Here is a 20,352-nt window from a genome sequence, read left to right as displayed (position 1 = left end):
AACCCCTCGGCCGGGTAAGCGCAGCGCTACCCGGCAGACGAATCACGCAAAGTGGTCGTAACCCTTCCAGTCAAGCGTAACCGGCGCGCCATCACGCACAAATTTCAGCCCTTCGCTTTCCGGCATAATCTGTCCGATACAGGTAAACTTCGCCCCAAGGTGAGCTAGCGCCACGTCCAGCGTTCCCCGGTTCAGCTCCGGTACGGTAAAGCACAGCTCATAATCTTCGCCGCCGGAGAGCGCCCAGCGCAGAGCCTGCTCAGGTTCCACATGGCGAAGCAATGGCTCTGACAGTGGGAACAGATCCAGATCTACGCGCGCGCCCACACCGCTGGCCTTCAGAATATGGCCGAGATCGGAGATAAGCCCGTCAGAGAGATCGATAGCCGAGCTTGCCCGCTCGCGCAGCGCCTGGCCGTGCAAAATACGCGGCGTTGGGCGCAGATGGCGTTTCACCAGATATGCCGCATCGTCGGTATCCTTGACGCGTAAGCGGTCCTGGAGGATCGCCAGCCCTGCGGCGCTGTCGCCCGGCGTGCCGGTCACGTAGATCCAGTCACCCGGCTTTGCGCCCGAGCGTTTCAGCGCCCGGCCCAGCGGGACATAGCCGTGGATCGCAAGCGTCATCGACAGCGGCCCGGCAGTGGTGTCACCGCCGATCAGCTGCATATCGTAGTAGTTGAGCTGATCAAACAGCGCATCGCTAAAGGCTTCAAGCCAGTCTTCATCCACCTCGGGCAGCGTCAACGCCAGCGTCAGCCACGCGGGATCGGCGCCCATGGCCGCTAAATCGCTTACGTTGACCGCCAGCGCTTTATACGCCAGATCGGCGGGATCGATATCAGGTAAAAAATGACGTCCGCACACTAAGGTGTCGGTGCTGATTGCCAGCGTCTGTTTTTCGGGAATATTGAGAAGTGCGCAGTCATCGCCAATGCCGGTTTCAACATCAAGACGAGAGGTTCTGACACGGTCGAAATAACGGGCAATCAGGGAGAATTCGCCGCATGCCATACGTTATGCCTCAGCAAATTAAATAAAAAAACCGGAGCCGCACTGCCCGGCAGGCAATGCAAAACTCCGGTTTGCGGATCACTTTTTGTGGGGACGGATCGCAGGTGCGGCTTTATCCAGCACGCCGTTTACAAATTTATGGCTGTCTTCAGCGCCGAAGGTTTTCGCCAGTTCGATCGCTTCGTTGATGGCCACTTTGTACGGCACATCATCACGTTTAGACAACTCAAACAGCGCGATACGCAACACTGCTTTCTCAACCTGACCCAGCTCTTCAAGCAGACGGGACAGATATGGCTTCATCAGACCATCGAGATACGCGCTATTAGTCGCCACTCCCGACAGCAGTTCACGGAAGTACAGAACGTCAACGTCTTTCACGTCCTGTTCTGACAGGAACTGGTATTCAACATCAGCGATGTCGTTCTGGGACAACTGCCAGGAGTAAAGTGCCTGGACGGCACATTCACGGGCGCGGCGACGAGCAGCAGGTTTCACGGAATTCCCCTTACAAAAAAATCAGGCCTTAATGGCTTTCAACACATTGATCATTTCAAGCGCGGTCAGTGCAGCTTCTGCACCTTTGTTACCGGCTTTGGTACCAGCGCGCTCAATGGCTTGTTCAATACTTTCGGTAGTCAGCACGCCAAACGCGACAGGAATTTCAGCATCCTGCGCAACGTGTGCCAGACCATTGCTTGCACCGCCTGCAACGTATTCGAAGTGTGCAGTGCCGCCACGAATAACGGTACCCAGCGCAATCACCGCGTCGTATTTACCGGTTTTCGCCAGCGCGCCCGCTGCCAGTGGCAGTTCATAAGCACCTGGAACCCAAACAACGGTAATGTTGTCATCTTTAACCTGGCCGATACGTTTCAGGGCGTCAATGGCACCTTCCAGCAGGCTGTCGTTGATGAAGTTGTTGAAACGCGCAATGGTGATGGCGACGCGAGCGTCCGGGGTAGCTACAGCAGCTTCAATAATGTTCATACTCTTCCTTTACGGGTTCATTTGGCCCCGCAGGGGGGCGGATTTTATCATAATACTTTGCGCACTGCTTCCCTATTTCAGGAGCAATTACGCTGGCGTTAAATGGAGGCAGACATCCGGGCCCACCGGACGAATCTCGCTAAATTTGAGTTGCGGTGCATCACCAAGTTTTTCAAGACCCGGCAGCACAAACAGACCACGCGCATCGTTACCCAACAGTTTAGGTGCTACGTAGACAATCAGCTCATCCACCAGCCCGGCCTGCAGCAGCGCGCCGGCCAGCGTCGGCCCCGCTTCTACCCAGATACTGTTCACCTGTTGCTTACCAAGCAGCATCATCAGCACCACTAAGTCGAGGTGCCCGTTATGCTCTGGCACCATGATGCTGCGTACGCCTTGCGGCCATTCACGCGCATCGTCCTGCGTGCGTGCAATCCAGGTTTCGCCCGGCTGTTGCACGATGCGGTGCGCAGGCGTGATGCGATTCTGGCTATCGATGACAATACGCAGCGGCTGACGCAGGTTTTCCTGCGGGTAGCACGCCTGGGTATCGGCATTCAGTTCATCCCAGCGCACGGTCATGGCAGGATTATCAGCCAGAACCGTTTCACTGCTGGTGAGGATAGCATGGCTTTGCGCGCGCAGACGTTGCACATCGCGCCTTGCCTGCGCAGAGGTGATCCACTGGCTCTCGCCGTTCGCCATCGCCGTGCGACCATCCAGTGAGGCCCCAAGCTTAAGCTGAATGTACGGGAACCCGGTGCGCATGCGCTTCAGGAAGCCTTTGTTGATCGCTTCTGCATCCTGCATCATCAGACCGTGACTGACGTCAATCCCTTCCTGCTGCAGTCGATACAGGCCGCGTCCGGCAACCTGCGGATTGGGATCCTGCATCGCCGCGACAACGCGCGCGACACCCGCTGCAATCAGTGCTTCGCAGCACGGCGGGGTACGGCCGTGGTGGCTGCAGGGTTCCAGCGTCACGTAGGCCGTTGCACCGCGCGCCTTTTCGCCGGCCATGCGCAGGGCATGAACTTCGGCATGGGGCTCACCGGCACGGTAGTGAAACCCTTCGCCCACGATCTCGCCATCGTTGACAATGACGCACCCGACGTTAGGGTTGGGATGGGTGGTAAAACGACCGCGCTGCGCCAGCTTCATGGCTCGCGCCATGTAAATCTCATCCTGCATGAGCTTAATCCTGTAAGCGGGCGATCTCTTCGCCAAACTCTTTGATATCTTCGAAACTGCGGTACACAGAGGCGAAGCGGATATAGGCGACCTTATCGAGCTTTTTCAGTTGCTCCATCACCAGGTTGCCAATCATCTTGCTTGGCACCTCGCGCTCACCCAAACCACGAAGGTAAGATTTTATGTGGTTTAACGCCATTTCGACGTCATCTGCACTGACAGGGCGTTTTTCCAGCGCCTTGAGCATCCCGCTGCGCAGTTTCTCTTCGTTAAACGGCTCACGCACGTCGTTACTTTTTACCACGCGCGGCATTACCAGCTCTGCAACCTCAAAGGTCGTGAAACGCTCGTTGCACACCAGACATTGCCGGCGGCGGCGTACGGAAGACCCTTCGCCCACAAGGCGAGAGTCGATAACTTTGGTATCCACAGCGGAGCAGAATGGGCAATGCATACGGTATCCCTGTTATGTGGTTAACTGATTTTCATTTTACCCTGATCTGGCCTGACAACAAAGGAAGAGCTTTTTGAGACAAAGGATCTATGCCTGTTGATGCGATGCTGGCTACCATTACGGAGATCCGTTATTTCAAGGAAATAAACGCAATGACAAGACGTTACCTGAAAATATTGCTGGTGGGGAGTCTGTTTACCCTTAGCGCCTGTGCACAGCAAACCGAAGTCCGTCAAATGAAACAAAGCGTGAATACGCTCAATACCGCGATGGACAAACTGAACAAAGAAACTGTGAAGATCACCCAGCAAAACGCGCTGAATGCCAAATCCAGCAGCGGGGTTTATCTGCTGCCCGGGTCTAACACCCCGGCGCGCCTTAACAGCCAGATTGGCACGCTGAAAATGTCGCTGGTTAACGTGGCGGCCAATGCGGATGGTACTCGCGCAACATTACGCATTCAGGGGGAATCCAACGATCCTCTGCCAGCCTTTAGCGGCACCGTCGAGTGGGGGCAGATTCAGGGCACCACCGAGAACTATCAGGAAGTGAACGTGAAGAGCCAGCTGTTCACCGCACCCGCCAGCGTGCTGGCCCCGAGCGATGTTGACATTCCGATCCAGCTGAACGGACTTACGCCGGATCAGTTAGGTTTCATCCGCATTCACGATATCCAGCCCGCCGCGCAGTAATCCCCTTTCAGCGGAGTGCAATGTCACTCCGCTAACATTTACAATCCGCAAAGATTGGCAACAGAAATCATTGCCGCTACAATCCCCGCCGTTTAAAGTACGCAAACGTGAACGCAATCGATTACGCGTGTGAGAGATATGTGAAACAACACATATTTTTGTGAGCAAGGATTCCTATAATAGGCTCCGCAGAAACACGAAATATTTAGAAACGCAATTCGCGCATTTTTCACTCCCGGAAGGGAATTTCAATCAGTGGCATGATTATGAAAAAAACATTACTCGCGGCTGGCGCCGTGCTGGCACTCTCCTCCACTTTCACTGTTAACGCAGCGGAAAACGATAAACCACAATACCTCTCCGACTGGTGGCACCAGAGCGTTAACGTGGTCGGCAGCTATCACACCCGTTTCGGACCACAGATCCGCAACGATACCTACCTGGAGTACGAAGCCTTCGCCAAGAAAGACTGGTTCGATTTCTACGGCTATATGGATGCACCGGTCTTCTTCGGCGGTAACACCGATGCGAAAGGTATCTGGAACCACGGTTCCCCCCTGTTCATGGAGATCGAACCCCGCTTCTCCATTGATAAGCTGACGGGCACCAGCCTGGCGTTTGGTCCATTCAAAGAGTGGTACTTCGCGAATAACTACATCTACGACATGGGCCGTAACGCGTCCGGTCGTCAGAGCACCTGGTATATGGGTCTGGGTACCGACATCGATACCGGTCTGCCAATGAGCCTGTCCCTGAACGTCTATGCGAAATACCAGTGGCAGAACTACGGTGCCGCGAACGAAAACGAGTGGGATGGCTACCGTTTCAAAGTGAAATACTTTGTGCCAATTACCCAGCTGTGGGGCGGTAACCTGAGCTATATCGGTTTCACTAACTTTGACTGGGGTTCAGACCTGGGCGACAACGACTTCCGTGACCTGAACGGTAAGAAAGCGCGTACCAACGACTCCATCGCCTCCAGCCACATCCTGGCGCTGAACTACGATCACTGGCACTACTCCGTTGTTGCGCGTTACTGGCATAACGGCGGTCAGTGGAACGATGACGCAAGCCTGAACTTCGGCAATGGCGACTTCAGCGTACGTTCTACCGGCTGGGGTGGTTACCTGGTTGTCGGTTACAACTTCTGATGTGAAAGAAGGCAAAAACGGACAAAGCCAGCTGATATGCTGGCTTTTTTATTGCTTCACCTTGCGCAGAAAATCCGCCAGCGATCGCTCTGCGCTTTCGCTAAAACGCCTCTGCGTGAGCGTAATATTCAGACACCTGTCGAGCCGGAAGCAGCGGTAGTCATCACGCCGTTCACACCACGCGGCCAGCAGCCAATGCTCTCCCCAGAAGAACAGCCCCAGCGGCTGAATGTCGCGCCATGTCAGATGCCCGGCTTCATCACGATAATGCAGCGCCAGTACGCACTGGGCAGAAATAGCCTGATGAATAACATCAAAGTCGCTGCGCGAATGCGGCTGAAGCGCAATATCCGGCGCATATATCCGCGTCTGCTCCGCCTTACGTCGGCTCTCCTCGGGCAGGATCGCCAGTACCTTCTCCTGCGCCGACTCAAGCTCACGCGAGAGCGAGTCGCCGCCCCAGGTTTTCAGCAGACGGATGGCGACCATCAGCGCTTCAGATTCTTTGTTCGTCAGCATCAGCGGAGGTAAGTCAAAACCGGACATCAGCCGATAGCCGCTTCCCGCCTCCCCTTCCACCGGCACGCCGGAAAGCGACAGGTCGCGGATATCACGGTATACGGTCCGTTCCGATACGCTCAACCTGTCCGCCAGATGCGCTGCCGTTGTCAGACGCCTGCCTCTCAGGATCTGCACAATCTGAAACAAACGGTCTGCGCGTCGGGTCATATCGTATTCAGCTCTCAGGCAGGTTGATGGAGGCCGACGCGATTACCTTCGCTGTCGGTAAACAAGGCTATGGTGCCAATGCCACGCGGCAATTCCAGCGGGCCAAACACGCACTCGCCACCCGCAGACGCGATGCGATCGAGCGTTGCCGCCAGGTTGTCAGTATGCAGGTAAATAATAGCGCCCTGTACGGACGGTGTAATGCCCTCAAATTTTGCCAGCGCGCCGCCGGTGGCCGGATCGTCATGCGGGAAAACGGCTAGCTCAGCCACATCCATTTTCTCTCGTCTCAGCTGTACCTGCATCACGGGCTCATAAAATTTGATAGCGCGATCCATATCGGCGACCGGAATTTCAAACCAGTTAATCACACTTTTCATACATCCTCCTGCCTGTTGTTTGGGTTCGAAAAGAGTCTACGACAGGGCTCCTGACAGCATACTGTCAGGAGTGTTTGGCAGGAGCAGATAAAAAAAATCCCGGTCAACAGACCGGGATTTCAGGAACGAACGACACGTCGTCTTACGGCAGAATAGACGGCTGATCCGCCCCTTCTTTCTCGACTTTCTGCTGGAGCAGGTGCTCGCGCTTCATGCCAAGTTTCAGTGCCAGTGCGGAGGCGACGTAGATAGACGAAGCCGTACCGATAGAGACACCGATCAGCATGGTCAGCGAGAAGCCTTCCAGTACCGGGCCACCGAAGAGGAACAGCATCAGGATCACCATCAAGGTGGTTCCGGATGTGATCAACGTACGGTGCAGCGTCTGGGTCAACGACACGTTAAAGATTTCGTACGGCGTACCGCGACGGATCTTACGGAAGTTTTCACGAATACGGTCAGATACCACGATACTGTCGTTCAGTGAGTAACCGATAACGGACATCAGGGATGCCACGATTGTCAGGTCAATCTCAATGTGGAACAGAGACAGTATGCCCATGGTGATCACCACGTCGTGCGCCAGGGCGATAACCACACCCGCCGCCAGTCGCCACTCAAAGCGGAAACCGACGTACACCAGAATGGAGATCAGAGCCACCAGCAGCGCCATCGCACCGGTTTGCGCCAGGTCAGCACCTACGCTTGGCCCGACGAACTCGATACGCTTAACCGTCGCATGCTGGTTGGTTGTTTCGTTAACCACGTTAACAACCTTGCTGCCCAGCTCCTGGCTGCCGTTCGCATCGTGCACCGGCGGCATACGCACCATGATGTCACGGCTGCTGCCGAAGTTCTGCAGCAACGGCTCTTCAAAGCCCGCTTTCTGCAGAGACTGGCGCATCTGGTCCATATCGACCGGTTTTTCCAGGGAGATCTCAATTACCGTACCACCGGTGAAATCAAGACCCCAGTTAAAGCCTTTCACGCCCATCACGATAAGGGAGAGGATCAGCAGTAAACCTGAAATGCCGAAAGCCCAGTAGTCCCAGCGCATAAAGTCCCAGACTTTACGGCCGTGGTTCAATTGTTCAACAGTATATTCCTGTGCCACAACGCACTCCTCAGATAGACAGCTTTTTGACGCGCTTGCCGCCATACAGCAGGTTCACGATGGCACGGGTGCCGACAATAGCGGTAAACATTGACGTTGCAACACCGATACCGGTGGTGATCGCAAAGCCTTTGATAGCGCCAGTCCCCACTGCATACAGGATAAGAACCTTAATCAGTGTTGTTACGTTCGCATCGAAGATGGAGCTGAATGCCCCTTTGTAGCCTTCGTCAATCGCCTGCTGAACAGAGCGACCGTTGCTTAACTCTTCTTTGATACGTTCGTTTATCAGTACGTTGGCGTCGACCGCCACCGCAAGGGTTAAGACGATACCGGCAATCCCCGGCATGGTCAGCGTCGCCCCCGGCAGCAGAGACATGATGCCGATAATCAGCACCAGGTTCGCAACCAGTGCGCTTGTCGCAATCAGACCAAACTTCTTATAGAAGAAGATCATGAAGAGGATGGAGACCACCAGACCGGCCAGACACGCTTCCAGACCCTGCTTGATGTTTTGCATCCCCAGCGTTGGACCAATGGTACGTTCTTCAACAATCTGAATCGGTGCAATCAGCGCACCGGCACGCAGCAGCAGCGAAAGCTGACGCGCTTCGTTCGGGTTGTTGATACCGGTGATGCGGAAGCTGTTACCCAGACGAGACTGGATGTTGGCGATGTTAATCACCTCTTCCTCTTTCACCAGCACCGCGCGGCCGTTTGCATCTTTCTTACCGCTGTCTTTGTACTCCACGAACAGGGTCGCCATCGGTTTACCGATGTTGTCCTTGGTGAAGTTAGACATGATGTTACCACCCGCGCTATCCAGCGAGATGTTAACCTGCGGCTGGTTGTATTCGTCCTGGCTGGATGTGGAGTCGGTGATGTGGTCACCGGTCAGGATCACGCGTTTGTACAGCACAACTGGCTGACCTTCGCGGGTCTGTTTCACTTCCGAATCGCCCGGAATACGGCCTGCGGCAGCAGCGGACTGATCGACGTTGGAGTTAACCAGACGGAATTCCAGCGTGGCAGTTGCCCCCAGAATCTCTTTCGCACGTGCCGTGTCCTGAATCCCCGGGAGTTCCACCACGATACGGTCAGCACCCTGACGCTGTACCAGTGGCTCAGCAACACCCAGCTGGTTTACACGGTTACGCAGAATATTGATGTTCTGCTGAACGGCGTATTCACGGGCTTCTTTCAGGCGAGCATCGGTCATCACCGCGCGCAGCTGGTTGCTGCCCTGAGAGGTGATCACGAGGTCACGGTGACGTTGAGTCAGGTAATCTACAGCCTGATCGCGCGCCGCGCTGTCGCGGAACGTGATGCTCATACCGTAGTTATCTTCTTTACGAACGGTAGTGTAAGCGATGCCTTTTTCGCGCAGATCGCTGCGCAGGCTGTCGATGTTTTGTTCCTGCAGTTTGCCGAGCGCGGTATCCATATCCACTTCCATCAGGAAGTGAACACCGCCACGCAGGTCAAGACCGAGTTTCATTGGCTCTGCATTCAACGCAGCCAGCCAACGCGGGGTTGCAGGAGCAAGGTTAAGCGCCACGACGTATTTATCACCCAGCACGCCCATCAGCACTTCGCGAGCGCGGAGCTGCGTGTCGGTGGTGTCGAAGCGAGCAAGAATTGCGCCCTCTTCCAGAGCCACAGACTTAGCGGTAATTTTTTCTTCTTGTAACGATTTCTGGACCTGGATCAGCGTTTGCTCACTGGCGGCGACACCGCGCGCGCCAGTGATTTGAACAGCCGGATCCTCACCATACAGGTTGGGAAGCGCGTACAGCAGGCCGACGAGAATCACGGCGACCAGCATGATGTACTTCCACAAAGGATAACGGTTTAACACGGCAGTTCCCTTTGGGAAAAGTTGGGATTACAGCGCCTTCATGGTGCCTTTCGGCAGAACGGCAGCTACGAAGTCACGTTTGATAACCACTTCAGTGGTGTCGTTCAGGGCAATAGCAATGTAGCCACTTTCAGCCACTTTGGTTACGCGACCGACCAGACCACCGTTGGTCAGCACTTCATCACCTTTGGCAATGGAGTCCATCAGCTTTTTGTGCTCTTTGGTACGCTTCTGCTGTGGGCGCAGGATCATGAAGTAGAAGATCAGACCGAACACAACCAGCATCAGAATCAGAGACATCGGGCTGCCCTGCGCCGGAGCACCTGTTGCCGCTACCGCATCAGAAATAAAAAAGCTCATTCAAATTCCCTCATTATTAAAATTAATCAACGTTCAAAGGTGGAACGGTTCGACCCTGACGTTGGTAAAAATCGGTCACGAAGCTCTCTAATTTACCCTCTTCAATAGCCTTGCGTAAACCAGCCATTAAGCGCTGATAATAACGAAGATTATGAATGGTATTGAGACGCGCGCCCAAAATCTCATTGCAACGATCAAGATGATGCAGGTACGCGCGAGAATAATTGCGACAGGTGTAGCAATCGCACTCGGAATCGAGCGGGCTGGTGTCACTCTTATGCTTCGCGTTACGGATTTTCACCACGCCATCGGTCACAAACAGATGACCGTTACGCGCGTTGCGGGTTGGCATAACGCAGTCGAACATATCAATGCCGCGGCGCACACCTTCAACCAGGTCCTCAGGTTTACCCACACCCATCAGGTAACGGGGTTTATCTGCCGGGATTTGTGGGCAGACATGCTCCAGAATGCGATGCATGTCTTCCTTCGGTTCACCCACAGCCAAACCGCCGACAGCGTAGCCATCAAAACCTATCTCTACCAGACCTTTAACAGAGATATCGCGTAAATCTTCGTAAACGCTGCCCTGGATAATACCGAACAGCGCATTTTTGTTCTGCAGGGAGTCAAAGCGGTCACGGCTACGCTTCGCCCAGCGCAACGACATCTCCATGGAGCGTTTCGCGTAATCCCAGTCGGCCGGGTATGGCGTACATTCGTCGAAGATCATCACGATATCAGAGCCGAGATCGTACTGAATCTCCATAGACTTTTCAGGATCGAGGAAAATCGGATCGCCGTTGATCGGGTTACGGAAGTGTACGCCCTGCTCGGTGATCTTACGGATGTCGCCCAGGCTGAAGACCTGGAAACCACCGGAGTCGGTCAGGATCGGGCCTTTCCACTGCATGAAGTCATGCAAATCGCCGTGCAGCTTCATGATCTCCTGACCAGGACGCAGCCACAGGTGGAAGGTATTGCCGAGGATAATCTGTGCGCCAGTGGCTTCCACTTCTTCCGGCGTCATCCCTTTTACGGTGCCGTAGGTGCCCACAGGCATAAACGCGGGGGTTTCCACCACGCCGCGATCAAACACCAGGCGGCCGCGACGTGCGCGACCATCGGTGGTATCGAGTTCAAATTTCATTTTTTCTCCGACGTCAGAAAAACAGTCCAACGTTGTAAAACGGTGCCGCGGACTTATTCCCCGACACGCTCATTCAAAGCCTGCGGATTGTACGTGATAAACATCGCGTCCCCGTAGCTAAAAAAGCGATATTTTTGTTCTACCGCAGACTTGTACGCCGTCATGGTGTGCTGATAACCCGCAAAAGCGGACACCAGCATAATCAGCGTTGATTCAGGCAGATGGAAGTTGGTTACCAGGGCATCAATCACGTTGTACTGATAGCCCGGGTAGATAAAGATCTGCGTATCGCCAAAGAAAGGCTCAATCAGGTCATTTTTGGCGGCCTGCGCGGCGCTCTCAAGGGAGCGTACCGACGTGGTGCCCACTGCCACAACGCGGTTACCGCGTGCTTTGGCGGCCAGAACGGCATCCACCACCTCTTGCGGCACTTCGGCATATTCGGAGTGCATGATGTGGTCTTCGATGCTGTCCACGCGCACCGGCTGGAACGTACCCGCACCGACATGCAGGGTCACGAAGGCCATCTCGATACCTTTCGCGCGCAATTTTTCCAGCAGCGGTTCATCAAAATGCAGACCCGCCGTCGGCGCGGCGACCGCGCCAGGCTTCTGGCTATAGACGGTCTGGTACAGCTCGCGGTCAGCCTCTTCGTCCGGGCGCTCGATGTAAGGGGGCAGCGGCATATGGCCGATCGCATTCAGAATGTCGAGCACCGTGCGCTCGTCATTGAACGCCACCTCAAACAGCGCATCGTGACGCGCGGTCATGGTTGCACGGATGCTCTCATCATCGCCAAGCAGCAGCTCTGCACCCGGCTTCGGCGCTTTAGAGGCGCGAATATGTGCCAGAATACGTTTATCATCAAGCATACGTTCGACCAGCACTTCAATCTTGCCGCCGCTGGCTTTACGGCCAAACAGACGCGCCGGGATCACGCGGGTATTGTTAAAGACCAGCAGATCGCCAGGGTTGAGCTTGTCGAACAAATCGGTGAAAGTACCGTGCGTCAGCTCGCCCGTCGGCCCATCCAGTGACAGCAAACGACAGCTACTGCGCTCAGGCATTGGGTAGTGAGCAATCAGGGATTCAGGTAGTTCAAAGGAGAAATCGGCGACGCGCATGACGTATACTCGTGACTTAAAAACAGGCGGCATAGTCTAGTGCTCACACCCTTTTGCTGCAACAACTAGCCGCCCCTGGACAAATAAAACGCATGAATTTTCTCGCTCACCTGCATCTTGCTCATCTCGCTGACAGCTCTCTTTCCGGCAATCTGCTGGCCGATTTCGTGCGCGGTAATCCCGCCGACGCGTACTCCGCAGAGGTTGTCGACGGGATTTTTATGCATCGCCGTATCGACGTGCTGACCGATAACCTGCCGGAAGTCCAGGAAGCCAAAGCGTGGTTCCGCCCTGAAACGCGGCGCGTCGCGCCAATCACGCTTGATGTGATGTGGGACCATTTCCTCTCGCGGCACTGGGAAACACTCTCTCCCGAGATGCCCCTTAACGCGTTCGTGCATTATGCCCACCAGCAGGTGTCGATTATTTTGCCGGACTCGCCGCCGCGCTTTGTGAATCTGAATAACTATCTCTGGTCAGAACGCTGGCTTGAGCGCTATCGCGAGATGGACTTTATACAGAATGTATTAAACGGGATGGCGAGTCGTCGACCGCGACTCGACGCGCTGCGCGACTCCTGGCATGACCTGGACGCCCACTACGAGGCGCTGGAGACACGATTCTGGCAGTTCTATCCGCGTATGATGACCCAGGCGAAAAACAAACAGCTATAACAGAAATGCCATTGATAGGTGAAAGCTTGCTGAACGATTGTTAGCGCCTCTTTGTCTTATCAATGAACACTCTCTATACTGGGCGGCGTTGCGTTCCAAATAACCTTAGTATCTACAGGAGAATCACATGGTTCTGGTAACTCGTCCGGCTCCGGATTTTACAGCTGCAGCAGTTCTGGGCAACGGTGAAATCGTTGAAAACTTCAACTTCAAACAGCACACCAACGGTAAAGCGACCGTTCTGTTCTTCTGGCCAATGGACTTCACTTTCGTTTGCCCGTCTGAGCTGATCGCATTCGACAAACGTTACGAAGAATTCCAGAAGCGTGGCGTAGAAGTTGTAGGCGTCTCCTTCGACTCTGAATTTGTACACAACGCATGGCGTAACACCCCTGTCGACAAAGGCGGCATCGGTGCGGTGAAATACGCAATGGTTGCGGACATCAAACGCGAAATCCAGCAGGCTTACGGTATCGAACATCCGGACGCTGGTGTTGCACTGCGCGGTTCTTTCCTGATCGACGCAAACGGCATCGTTCGTCACCAGGTTGTTAACGATCTGCCACTGGGTCGTAACATCGACGAAATGCTGCGCATGGTTGACGCGCTGCAGTTCCACGAAGAGCACGGTGAAGTGTGCCCGGCTCAGTGGGAAAAAGGTAAAGAAGGTATGAACGCGTCTCCGGACGGCGTTGCTAAATACCTGTCTGAGAACGTATCCAGCCTGTAATCGGCACGGTTTACGGAAAAGGCCCGCATTAGCGGGCCTTTTTGTTTTGTACGATCTCACTTTCACACGTTAAAACGCGAAGCACGAGCACCCCAGCACGCCCCAGAATGCCTGGTCATCAGATACCGGGATATCCGATTGCCGCGCAATGCCGTGCGCATGGCCATGCACCCCGCAGCTACCAATGCACTGGTGCATCTGTACCACCGCCCCCACTTTGCTGGCTGCAGGCGGCGCAGAGCGGTAATGCCCCGGGACTTTCACGACCGGTGACCACGACGGCACAACCGGGATCGGCGGCGGTGACAGCGGACTGAAATGACCGGCGGCATACACGACCTTGCCATCCACAACGGTCAGCACCGATTCAATGCCCTTGATCTCCTCTTCCGTCACGCTGAAGTAATCTTTCGACAGCACCACCAGGTCCGCAAGCTGCCCTTCAACCAGACGGCCTTTTTTACCCTGCTCGCTGGAAAACCACGCGCTGCCTGCGGTCCACAGCTCCAGCGCTACCTCACGCGGCAGGCGGTTATTGTCGTCATACATCGCCAGGCCGCCGACGGTTCGCCCGGAGACCAGCCAGTAAAGCGCCGTCCACGGGTTATAGCTCGCCACACGGGTTGCGTCGGTTCCTAACCCAACCGGCACGTCCAGTTCCAGCATTTTCGCTACCGGCGGCGTGTGTTTCACCGCCTCTTTGCCGTAGCGGTCGACGAAATATTCGCCCTGGAACGCCATACGGTGCTGCACCGCAATACCGCCCCCCAACGCTTTGACGCGCTCGATATTACGCTCGGTAATGGTCTCCGCATGGTCAAAGAACCAGTGCAGGCCGTTAAACGGAATCTCACGGTTCACCTTCTCAAAGACATCCAGCATCCGGCTGATGGATTCGTCATAGGTGGCATGCAGCCGGAACGGCCAGCGGTTTTCCACCAGGTGGCGCACCACGCGTTCCAGCTCGTCTTCCATCCCTTGCGGCAGATCCGGGCGCGGCTGGAGGAAATCTTCAAAATCCGCCGCCGAGAAGACCAGCATCTCTCCTGCCCCGTTCGCACGATAAAAGTCTGTGCCCTGCCCCGGTTTGAGCATATCGGTCCAGCGCTCAAAATCCTCCAGCTCCTGTTTAGGGCGCTGGGTGAAGAGGTTGTAGGCAATACGCACCGTCATCTGCTCTTTGGCGTGCAGTTCGGCAATCACCTCGTAATCTTCCGGGTAGTTCTGGAAGCCGCCGCCGGCATCAATGGCGCTGGTCAGCCCCAGACGGTTAAGCTCACGCATAAACTGGCGCGTGGAGTTAACCTGCTGCTCAATGGGGAGTTTCGGTCCTTTTGCCAGCGTGGCGTAGAGGATCATCGCGTTAGGTTTAGCGATCAGCAGCCCGGTCGGGTTGCCGTGGTTATCACGCACAATCTCCCCGCCCGGCGGGTTTGGCGTCTCTTTGGTGTAGCCGACAGCTTTCAACGCGGCGCGGTTAAGCAGGGCGCGATCGTAGAGGTGCAGGACAAACACCGGCGTATCCGGTGCCGCCTCGTTAAGCTCTTCGATGGTCGGCATCCGGCGTTCGGCGAACTGAAACTCGCTCCAGCCGCCCACCACCCGAACCCACTGAGGTGAAGGTGTACGATCGGCCTGATCTTTCAACATCCTTAGCGCATCCGCCAGCGACGGTACGCCTTCCCAGCGCAGCTCGAGGTTGTAGTTCAGCCCGCCGCGGATCAGGTGCAGGTGCGAATCGTTAAGCCCGGGGATCACCGTACTTCCCTTCAGATCGACAATCTGCGTTCCCTGCGTCGCATAGCTCATAATGCGATCGTGGTTGCCCGTCGCCAGGATCTTGCCGTTAGCAATAGCCACCGCTTCCGTGAGCGGGTTTTCGCGATCGAGGGTATGGATCTTACCTTTGGTTAAGATCAGTGTGGCAGTTTGAGACATAACGTACTCCTTTCAGCCGAATCAGGCTTTTTTGAGCCATCCGGCAAACAGACGGGTCACGATGGGCATCCACAGCCAGACCACCAGCGCGACCACACAGGCATCGTTAATCAGATGCAGTAACAACGTACCTTTCAGGCCAGGAAGCAACGCACCGGTGACCAGCGGCACCAGGTTGGTACTGGGGAAGATAACCAGCAGGGTAATGAGAAACTGTTTCCACTGTTTAGGCTTACGCACATGAGGCTCCGGTGGGGTAAACCAGAACGCCGCCTCGGTACGCACTTCGGTTTTATCGCCTTCCGCCAGCAGCGGTTCAATCTCTTTTACCAGCGCATTACGGGTATCGGACTGGGTCCATGCAGAGAGGTGTTCGAGGGTGTCGAAACGGATTATCACCGTCCACAGATGTTGTCCGTCGGTCGGCCGGATGACGTTCGCGCCAAGATGCCCCGGAAATTCCGCCGCGATGGGCATGATCTTACCCAGCCACTGTTCGTATCGCTCAGCCTGACCCGGCAGCAAGGTGTGGGTGATCACCAGCGTGACATGTGATGTGTGCGCCATAATAGTTTCCTGGTCATTAATGGGCGGGAGAACCCCGCCCTGAAAGGTTTACGCTTTGCGTTCTGGCGCGCCGTGAACGAGGGTGTAGGCATAGTCAACGCCCATGCCATAAGCACCGCTGTGCTCACGGACCAGGTCCATGACCGCGTCGTAAGTGCCTTTGCGAGACCAGTCGCGCTGATACTCAAGCAGCACCTGCTGCCAGGTCACAGGAACCGCGCCCGCTTGAACCATACGGTCAATCGCACGTTCATGGGCATCTACGGAGGTACCGCCGGAAGTATCGGTCACTACATAAACTTCAAACCCTTCATCCAGAGCCATCAGCACCGGGAAGGTCAGGCAAACTTCGGTCCACAGGGCTGAGATGATAAGTTTCTTGCGGCCCGTTGCTTTCACTGCCGCAACAAACGCATCGTCTTCCCAGGAGTTCATAGAGGTACGTTCAATCGGTTTAACCGCCGGGTGAACCGCCAGCAATTCTGGCCAGATGTATCCGCTAAAGCTTTTTGTTTCGACAGAGGTGTAGATAACCGGAACATCAAAAATTTTGCCTGCTTTTGCCAGAGCCACCGTATTATTCTTTAATAACTGACGGTCAATATTTGCCACGCCAAAAGACATTTGCGGTTGGTGATCGATAAAAATCAGTACGGAATTGGACGGGTCAATCAGTTCACGAATAGACATAAAAGTACCTTTTAATCAATGTGTTAAAAGCCAACGTTTTGGTGTGCTATATGAGAAAGGGCCCTGACTGATAAAGCAATTTGAGTATAGCGAGAATTGATTGAGCGGATAGTAAAGATATTTGTCCCCTCTGTTGAAATTAACCGAACAACTTAGGGGAATTTTCAGCAACCGGGAAATAAACCGGTTGCTGATGACGATTAATTTCCGAACCAGACGGAGGCGGAAATGGCCGGTAGGGAGAGAATGCCTTCCTGAATCGTGCCTTTACCCTCTTTGCGTTGCCACGCCTTCACGTGCAGCAACGGAGAGTCATCCAGCACCACTTCACAGGCTTCTCCGCGGTTGATGGCGACCAGCACGCGTTGCTGGTTGTAGACGCGGGCAAACACCACCACGTTATCGTGGGCATACACCACCTGACAGCCACCGTAACGCAGCGCCTGGTTCTGTTTACGAAGCTTAGCCAGACGCTGGTACAGGCTGAGCAGCGCCTTGTCCTGCTTCGCCGGATCCCAGGGGAAGGTTTTGCGGCAGAAGGGATCGTTGTTCCCCTCCAGCCCCACCTCATCACCGTAGTAAATGCACGGCACGCCAGGCCAGGTGAAGAGCCAGGTAACGGCCAGCGGCAGACGTGCCACATCCTTGCCAAGCAGGGATTTAAAACGTGCGGTATCGTGGCTGTCCAGCTGGTTAAACATCCGCAACTGCTGCTGATGCGACAGGCTGGCGCGGTAGTTATCCATCCATGCCATACAGGTTTCGGCGTCGATATGCTGCGGATCGTAAGAGATATCGGTGTTCGCCAGAAATCCCCATAGCGGGAAGGTAAAACCGCGGTAGTTCATGGCCGAATCTTCTGCATCGGCTTGCAGCCACTGGCGTGCATCGCCAAAATGCTCGCCAAAGACAAAGGCCTCCGGCTGCGCGGCTTTCGCTGAGCGGGTGATACCTGAAACGTGCTGAAGGTTATTACGCGCTCCGCCCGCTTCACCCAGCATATGCACCACGTCAAGACGCCAGCCGTCCATGTTCCATGGCGCCTTAAGCCAGTGGCGGACAACGCTGTTTTCACCGCCGTAGATTTCGTTGACCAGAGAAGGCGACTGGAAATCCAGCTTCGGCAGGCTTGGGTAGCCCAGCCAGTCCAGCGCGTAGCCCTCTTCATTAAAGCTGTACCAGTCACGCTGCGGCGAATCCGGGTTATGGCATGCCCCGCTCATCGACTGGTTATGACGGTCAAACCACGCGTGCGAATCCCCGCTGTGGTTGAACACGCCGTCCAGAATCAGGCGCATCCCTTCGTTTTTAGTGTTCTGTCGCAGGCGCAGCAGCGCCGCATCGCCGCCAAACTGCTCATCAACATGACGATAATCTTCGGTGTCGTATTTATGCACGCTCGGGGCTTTAAACACCGGGTTAAGGTACAGCGCCGTCACGCCCAGTTTTTTCAGGTACGGGAGTTTTTCGCTGATCCCGTCGAGATCGCCACCGTAAAACGTCGAGCCACCCGCCTGCGCGGTCAGCGGTTCATCCCATGCTTTGAGGATAATGTCGTGACCTGCTGCGTGGTGGTAATAAACCTTGTCCTGGTCTGCAGTGCGCTTTTCGCTGCGGGCAAAGCGGTCCGGGAAAATCTGGTAAAACACCTGATCGTTAACCCATTGCGGGCCATTGTCCGGGTAATCGACGGCAAACTGCTCCAGCCGGGCCGGCGGAAAACGGCTAAACCCCTGCGGGGTAAACCACAGCTGGCGGTTATTCCACAGCAGTTTAAAACTGTAGCGACGACGCGGCTGTCCACGGGTTAAATCGATGTTTGCCCGCCACGCCGTGATCCCGGGCTGCGGCTGGCTGCGCTGCTTATGCATTTTCAGCGCGGTCTCTTCGTTATCAATTTCGGCGCGTAGCGTCACGCGTTCAGGCTGATTTTCCCCCGCCAGCCAGAGCGTAATCACAAGGTTGTCTTTGTTTTGCTTAACAAATGGGGCAACCGGAAGGTGCCAGGCGTTTAACATCACGAATCCCCTTTGATGAAATTGACGTCACCTTGCCACAGGGTGGTTAAGGTTAGCTCATCATGACGAGGTTTATTGAGGGAGGAGGACGGGGGAGGAGGCATCAGCGTGAGCGGATGCCTCCTTCCAGTCCCTCTGCGGGGAGAGGGAAGATTACTGTGCCTGCGCCAGCTGACGGTCTCGGCGGCATTTAAACATCCAGCCCAGCAGCAGCAGGACGATCCACGCGCAGCCCACATAAAGGGAGATACGGGTATCCGGATGATAGCCAATCAGGGCGATGATAAAGACCAGGAAGACCAGACCGACAGCGGTTGTCACCACCCCACCCGGCACTTTGAACTTCAGCGCTTTCGCCTCTTCCGGTGACAGACGGCGACGGAACGCAATCTGCGACAACAGGATCATGATCCACACCCACACGGTCGCGAAGGTCGCCAGCGACGCAATCACCAGGAACACATTCTCCGGCATGATGTAGTTCAGGTAGACCGACAGCAGCAGGGCTACGGTCATTACCATTACCGTCACCCACGGCGTGCCGCGACGAGAGGTTTTGGCAAACACCTTAGGCGCACTGCCCTGCTCCGCCATTCCGTGCAGCATGCGGCCCACGCCAAAGACGTCACTGTTGATTGCCGAAAGCGAGGCGGTCAGCACCACAAAGTTCAGGATGCTGGCGGCAAACGCGATGCCCATATGCTGGAAGGTCAGCACAAACGGGCTGCCGTTAGTGCCCACCTGGTTCCACGGGTAGATGGACATAATGACGAACAGCGTCCCCACATAGAACACCAGAATACGCATTGGCACTGAGTTGATGGCGCGCGGAATGGATTTCTCCGGATCTTTCGCTTCCCCGGCGGTAATGCCGATAATCTCGATCCCGCCGTAGGCAAACATGACCATCTGCAGCGACATCACCATACCGAGCCAGCCGTTGCTGAAGAAGCCGCCGTTGCTCCAGAGGTTATGGATCCCCGTTGGCTGACCGCCGTTGCCGATACCCCAGATGATGATCCCGAAGCCCGCGATAATCATGATGATGATGGTGGCAACTTTGAAGAAGGAGAACCAGAACTCCAGTTCACCAAACACCTTCACGCTCATCAGGTTGACGGCACAGATGATCAGCACCACGCTCAGCACCCAGATCCAGTGCGGAACCGCGGGGAACCAGACGCCCATGTAGATGCCAAAGGCGGTAACGTCGGCAATAGCCACAATCAGAATTTCGAAGCAGTAGGTCCATCCGGTGATGAAGCCCGCCAGCGGGCCTAAGTTTTCCTGCGCATAGCGCGAGAACGAACTGGCAGACGGATTGTGAACCGACATCTCCCCAAGGGCGCGCATGATAATATACGCGGCCACGCCACCGATGATGTAGGCCAGCAGAACGCTGGGACCGGCCATTTTAATGGCATCTGCCGAGCCATAAAAAAGACCGGTACCGATAGCGGATCCCAGCGCCATAAAGCGAATGTGGCGGGTGCTGAGTCCACGTTTGAGTTTGTTAGTGCTTTCCATT

General features: G+C 55.3%; 21 protein-coding genes. 4 read left to right on the top strand and 17 right to left on the bottom strand.

What is annotated here, in order from left to right; genetic code table 11:
• Positions 1-42: 42 nt before the first annotated feature.
• From thiL to nrdR, 5 genes are all read right to left on the bottom strand, one after another.
• Complete coding sequence (gene thiL, locus AAIR21_RS09825; protein WP_032677510.1) at positions 43-1,014, bottom strand: thiamine-phosphate kinase; 972 nt, start codon at positions 1,012-1,014, stop codon at positions 43-45.
• Positions 1,015-1,092: 78 nt separating this feature from the next.
• A complete protein-coding gene (gene nusB / locus AAIR21_RS09820; RefSeq protein ID WP_006809908.1) occupies positions 1,093-1,512 on the bottom strand; it encodes a transcription antitermination factor NusB in 420 nt (139 codons plus the stop codon).
• A 21-nt stretch (positions 1,513-1,533) separates the two neighbouring features.
• Positions 1,534-2,004: a 6,7-dimethyl-8-ribityllumazine synthase gene (gene ribH / locus AAIR21_RS09815; protein ID WP_006176874.1), complete on the bottom strand. Its 471-nt coding sequence runs from the start codon at positions 2,002-2,004 to the stop codon at positions 1,534-1,536.
• A gap of 87 nt (positions 2,005-2,091) precedes the next feature.
• On the bottom strand, positions 2,092-3,195 hold the full coding sequence (gene ribD, locus AAIR21_RS09810; RefSeq protein ID WP_063925420.1) for a bifunctional diaminohydroxyphosphoribosylaminopyrimidine deaminase/5-amino-6-(5-phosphoribosylamino)uracil reductase RibD: 1,104 nt from the start codon (positions 3,193-3,195) through the stop codon (positions 2,092-2,094).
• Positions 3,196-3,199: 4 nt separating this feature from the next.
• Complete coding sequence (gene nrdR / locus AAIR21_RS09805) at positions 3,200-3,649, bottom strand: transcriptional regulator NrdR (RefSeq protein ID WP_008503337.1); 450 nt, start codon at positions 3,647-3,649, stop codon at positions 3,200-3,202.
• A gap of 152 nt (positions 3,650-3,801) precedes the next feature.
• Between nrdR and AAIR21_RS09800 the strand changes: the two genes are divergently transcribed.
• Both AAIR21_RS09800 and AAIR21_RS09795 read left to right on the top strand, forming a co-directional pair.
• On the top strand, positions 3,802-4,341 hold the full coding sequence (locus tag AAIR21_RS09800) for a DUF3251 domain-containing protein (protein WP_025204974.1): 540 nt from the start codon (positions 3,802-3,804) through the stop codon (positions 4,339-4,341).
• A gap of 266 nt (positions 4,342-4,607) precedes the next feature.
• Positions 4,608-5,492, top strand: coding sequence for a nucleoside-specific channel-forming protein Tsx (locus AAIR21_RS09795; protein WP_025204975.1), 885 nt, complete (start codon positions 4,608-4,610; stop codon positions 5,490-5,492).
• Between the two features lie 48 nt (positions 5,493-5,540).
• On the opposite strand, the gene AAIR21_RS09790 is transcribed toward AAIR21_RS09795, so the two are convergent.
• From AAIR21_RS09790 to queA, 7 genes are all read right to left on the bottom strand, one after another.
• Positions 5,541-6,221, bottom strand: a complete 681-nt coding sequence (locus tag AAIR21_RS09790) for a helix-turn-helix transcriptional regulator (protein ID WP_014168847.1) — start codon at positions 6,219-6,221, stop codon at positions 5,541-5,543.
• A 14-nt stretch (positions 6,222-6,235) separates the two neighbouring features.
• Positions 6,236-6,601, bottom strand: coding sequence for a VOC family protein (locus tag AAIR21_RS09785; protein ID WP_020885224.1), 366 nt, complete (start codon positions 6,599-6,601; stop codon positions 6,236-6,238).
• 142 nt (positions 6,602-6,743) lie between these two features.
• Positions 6,744-7,715 (bottom strand): protein translocase subunit SecF, encoded by a 972-nt coding sequence (gene secF, locus AAIR21_RS09780; RefSeq protein WP_020885225.1) that lies wholly within the window; start codon positions 7,713-7,715, stop codon positions 6,744-6,746.
• Positions 7,716-7,725: 10 nt separating this feature from the next.
• Complete coding sequence (secD, locus tag AAIR21_RS09775; protein ID WP_014168844.1) at positions 7,726-9,573, bottom strand: protein translocase subunit SecD; 1,848 nt, start codon at positions 9,571-9,573, stop codon at positions 7,726-7,728.
• A gap of 27 nt (positions 9,574-9,600) precedes the next feature.
• Positions 9,601-9,933 carry a preprotein translocase subunit YajC gene (yajC, locus tag AAIR21_RS09770; protein ID WP_000007630.1) on the bottom strand — a complete coding sequence of 111 codons (333 nt, stop codon included), beginning with the start codon at positions 9,931-9,933 and terminating at the stop codon, positions 9,601-9,603.
• Positions 9,934-9,955: 22 nt separating this feature from the next.
• Positions 9,956-11,083, bottom strand: coding sequence for a tRNA guanosine(34) transglycosylase Tgt (gene tgt, locus AAIR21_RS09765; RefSeq protein ID WP_020885227.1), 1,128 nt, complete (start codon positions 11,081-11,083; stop codon positions 9,956-9,958).
• A 53-nt stretch (positions 11,084-11,136) separates the two neighbouring features.
• On the bottom strand, positions 11,137-12,207 hold the full coding sequence (gene queA, locus AAIR21_RS09760; RefSeq protein ID WP_183516606.1) for a tRNA preQ1(34) S-adenosylmethionine ribosyltransferase-isomerase QueA: 1,071 nt from the start codon (positions 12,205-12,207) through the stop codon (positions 11,137-11,139).
• A 92-nt stretch (positions 12,208-12,299) separates the two neighbouring features.
• Between queA and acpH the strand changes: the two genes are divergently transcribed.
• Both acpH and AAIR21_RS09750 read left to right on the top strand, forming a co-directional pair.
• On the top strand, positions 12,300-12,881 hold the full coding sequence (acpH, locus tag AAIR21_RS09755; RefSeq protein WP_079231359.1) for an ACP phosphodiesterase: 582 nt from the start codon (positions 12,300-12,302) through the stop codon (positions 12,879-12,881).
• A gap of 127 nt (positions 12,882-13,008) precedes the next feature.
• The gene (locus AAIR21_RS09750; protein ID WP_014168840.1) at positions 13,009-13,611 is read left to right on the top strand and encodes a peroxiredoxin; all 603 of its coding nucleotides are present in this window, start codon (positions 13,009-13,011) and stop codon (positions 13,609-13,611) included.
• A 69-nt stretch (positions 13,612-13,680) separates the two neighbouring features.
• Here the strand turns inward: AAIR21_RS09750 and AAIR21_RS09745 are convergent, their stop codons facing one another.
• From AAIR21_RS09745 to proY, 5 genes are all read right to left on the bottom strand, one after another.
• Positions 13,681-15,549 carry an amidohydrolase gene (locus tag AAIR21_RS09745; RefSeq protein ID WP_014168839.1) on the bottom strand — a complete coding sequence of 623 codons (1,869 nt, stop codon included), beginning with the start codon at positions 15,547-15,549 and terminating at the stop codon, positions 13,681-13,683.
• Positions 15,550-15,570: 21 nt separating this feature from the next.
• Positions 15,571-16,116 (bottom strand): antibiotic biosynthesis monooxygenase, encoded by a 546-nt coding sequence (locus AAIR21_RS09740; RefSeq protein ID WP_014168838.1) that lies wholly within the window; start codon positions 16,114-16,116, stop codon positions 15,571-15,573.
• A gap of 48 nt (positions 16,117-16,164) precedes the next feature.
• The gene (locus tag AAIR21_RS09735) at positions 16,165-16,806 is read right to left on the bottom strand and encodes a hydrolase (RefSeq protein WP_183516607.1); all 642 of its coding nucleotides are present in this window, start codon (positions 16,804-16,806) and stop codon (positions 16,165-16,167) included.
• A 200-nt stretch (positions 16,807-17,006) separates the two neighbouring features.
• A complete protein-coding gene (gene malZ / locus AAIR21_RS09730) occupies positions 17,007-18,824 on the bottom strand; it encodes a maltodextrin glucosidase (protein WP_183516608.1) in 1,818 nt (605 codons plus the stop codon).
• A gap of 153 nt (positions 18,825-18,977) precedes the next feature.
• On the bottom strand, positions 18,978-20,351 hold the full coding sequence (gene proY, locus AAIR21_RS09725; RefSeq protein WP_014168835.1) for a proline-specific permease ProY: 1,374 nt from the start codon (positions 20,349-20,351) through the stop codon (positions 18,978-18,980).
• Between the last annotated feature and the right edge of the window lies 1 nt (position 20,352).

The organism is Enterobacter sp. PTB, from assembly GCF_051130085.1.
GTDB classification, from domain to species: domain Bacteria; phylum Pseudomonadota; class Gammaproteobacteria; order Enterobacterales; family Enterobacteriaceae; genus Enterobacter; species Enterobacter ludwigii.
The sequence above is the reverse complement of the archived record's forward strand: the minus strand, read 5'-3'. Positions and strand labels throughout refer to the sequence as shown.

What these genes read in the sequence shown, in the direction of transcription:
- thiL (WP_032677510.1), bottom strand. Translation starts at nt 1,014, where the DNA reads ATGGCATGCGGCGAATTCTCCCTGATTGCCCGTTATTTCGACCGTGTC.
- ribH (WP_006176874.1), bottom strand. Translation starts at nt 2,004, where the DNA reads ATGAACATTATTGAAGCTGCTGTAGCTACCCCGGACGCTCGCGTCGCC.
- ribD (WP_063925420.1), bottom strand. Translation starts at nt 3,195, where the DNA reads ATGCAGGATGAGATTTACATGGCGCGAGCCATGAAGCTGGCGCAGCGC.
- nrdR (WP_008503337.1), bottom strand. Translation starts at nt 3,649, where the DNA reads ATGCATTGCCCATTCTGCTCCGCTGTGGATACCAAAGTTATCGACTCT.
- AAIR21_RS09800 (WP_025204974.1), top strand. Translation starts at nt 3,802, where the DNA reads ATGACAAGACGTTACCTGAAAATATTGCTGGTGGGGAGTCTGTTTACC.
- AAIR21_RS09795 (WP_025204975.1), top strand. Translation starts at nt 4,608, where the DNA reads ATGAAAAAAACATTACTCGCGGCTGGCGCCGTGCTGGCACTCTCCTCC.
- AAIR21_RS09790 (WP_014168847.1), bottom strand. Translation starts at nt 6,221, where the DNA reads ATGACCCGACGCGCAGACCGTTTGTTTCAGATTGTGCAGATCCTGAGA.
- AAIR21_RS09785 (WP_020885224.1), bottom strand. Translation starts at nt 6,601, where the DNA reads ATGAAAAGTGTGATTAACTGGTTTGAAATTCCGGTCGCCGATATGGAT.
- yajC (WP_000007630.1), bottom strand. Translation starts at nt 9,933, where the DNA reads ATGAGCTTTTTTATTTCTGATGCGGTAGCGGCAACAGGTGCTCCGGCG.
- tgt (WP_020885227.1), bottom strand. Translation starts at nt 11,083, where the DNA reads ATGAAATTTGAACTCGATACCACCGATGGTCGCGCACGTCGCGGCCGC.
- queA (WP_183516606.1), bottom strand. Translation starts at nt 12,207, where the DNA reads ATGCGCGTCGCCGATTTCTCCTTTGAACTACCTGAATCCCTGATTGCT.
- acpH (WP_079231359.1), top strand. Translation starts at nt 12,300, where the DNA reads ATGAATTTTCTCGCTCACCTGCATCTTGCTCATCTCGCTGACAGCTCT.
- AAIR21_RS09750 (WP_014168840.1), top strand. Translation starts at nt 13,009, where the DNA reads ATGGTTCTGGTAACTCGTCCGGCTCCGGATTTTACAGCTGCAGCAGTT.
- AAIR21_RS09745 (WP_014168839.1), bottom strand. Translation starts at nt 15,549, where the DNA reads ATGTCTCAAACTGCCACACTGATCTTAACCAAAGGTAAGATCCATACC.
- AAIR21_RS09740 (WP_014168838.1), bottom strand. Translation starts at nt 16,116, where the DNA reads ATGGCGCACACATCACATGTCACGCTGGTGATCACCCACACCTTGCTG.
- AAIR21_RS09735 (WP_183516607.1), bottom strand. Translation starts at nt 16,806, where the DNA reads ATGTCTATTCGTGAACTGATTGACCCGTCCAATTCCGTACTGATTTTT.
- malZ (WP_183516608.1), bottom strand. Translation starts at nt 18,824, where the DNA reads ATGTTAAACGCCTGGCACCTTCCGGTTGCCCCATTTGTTAAGCAAAAC.
- proY (WP_014168835.1), bottom strand. Translation starts at nt 20,351, where the DNA reads ATGGAAAGCACTAACAAACTCAAACGTGGACTCAGCACCCGCCACATT.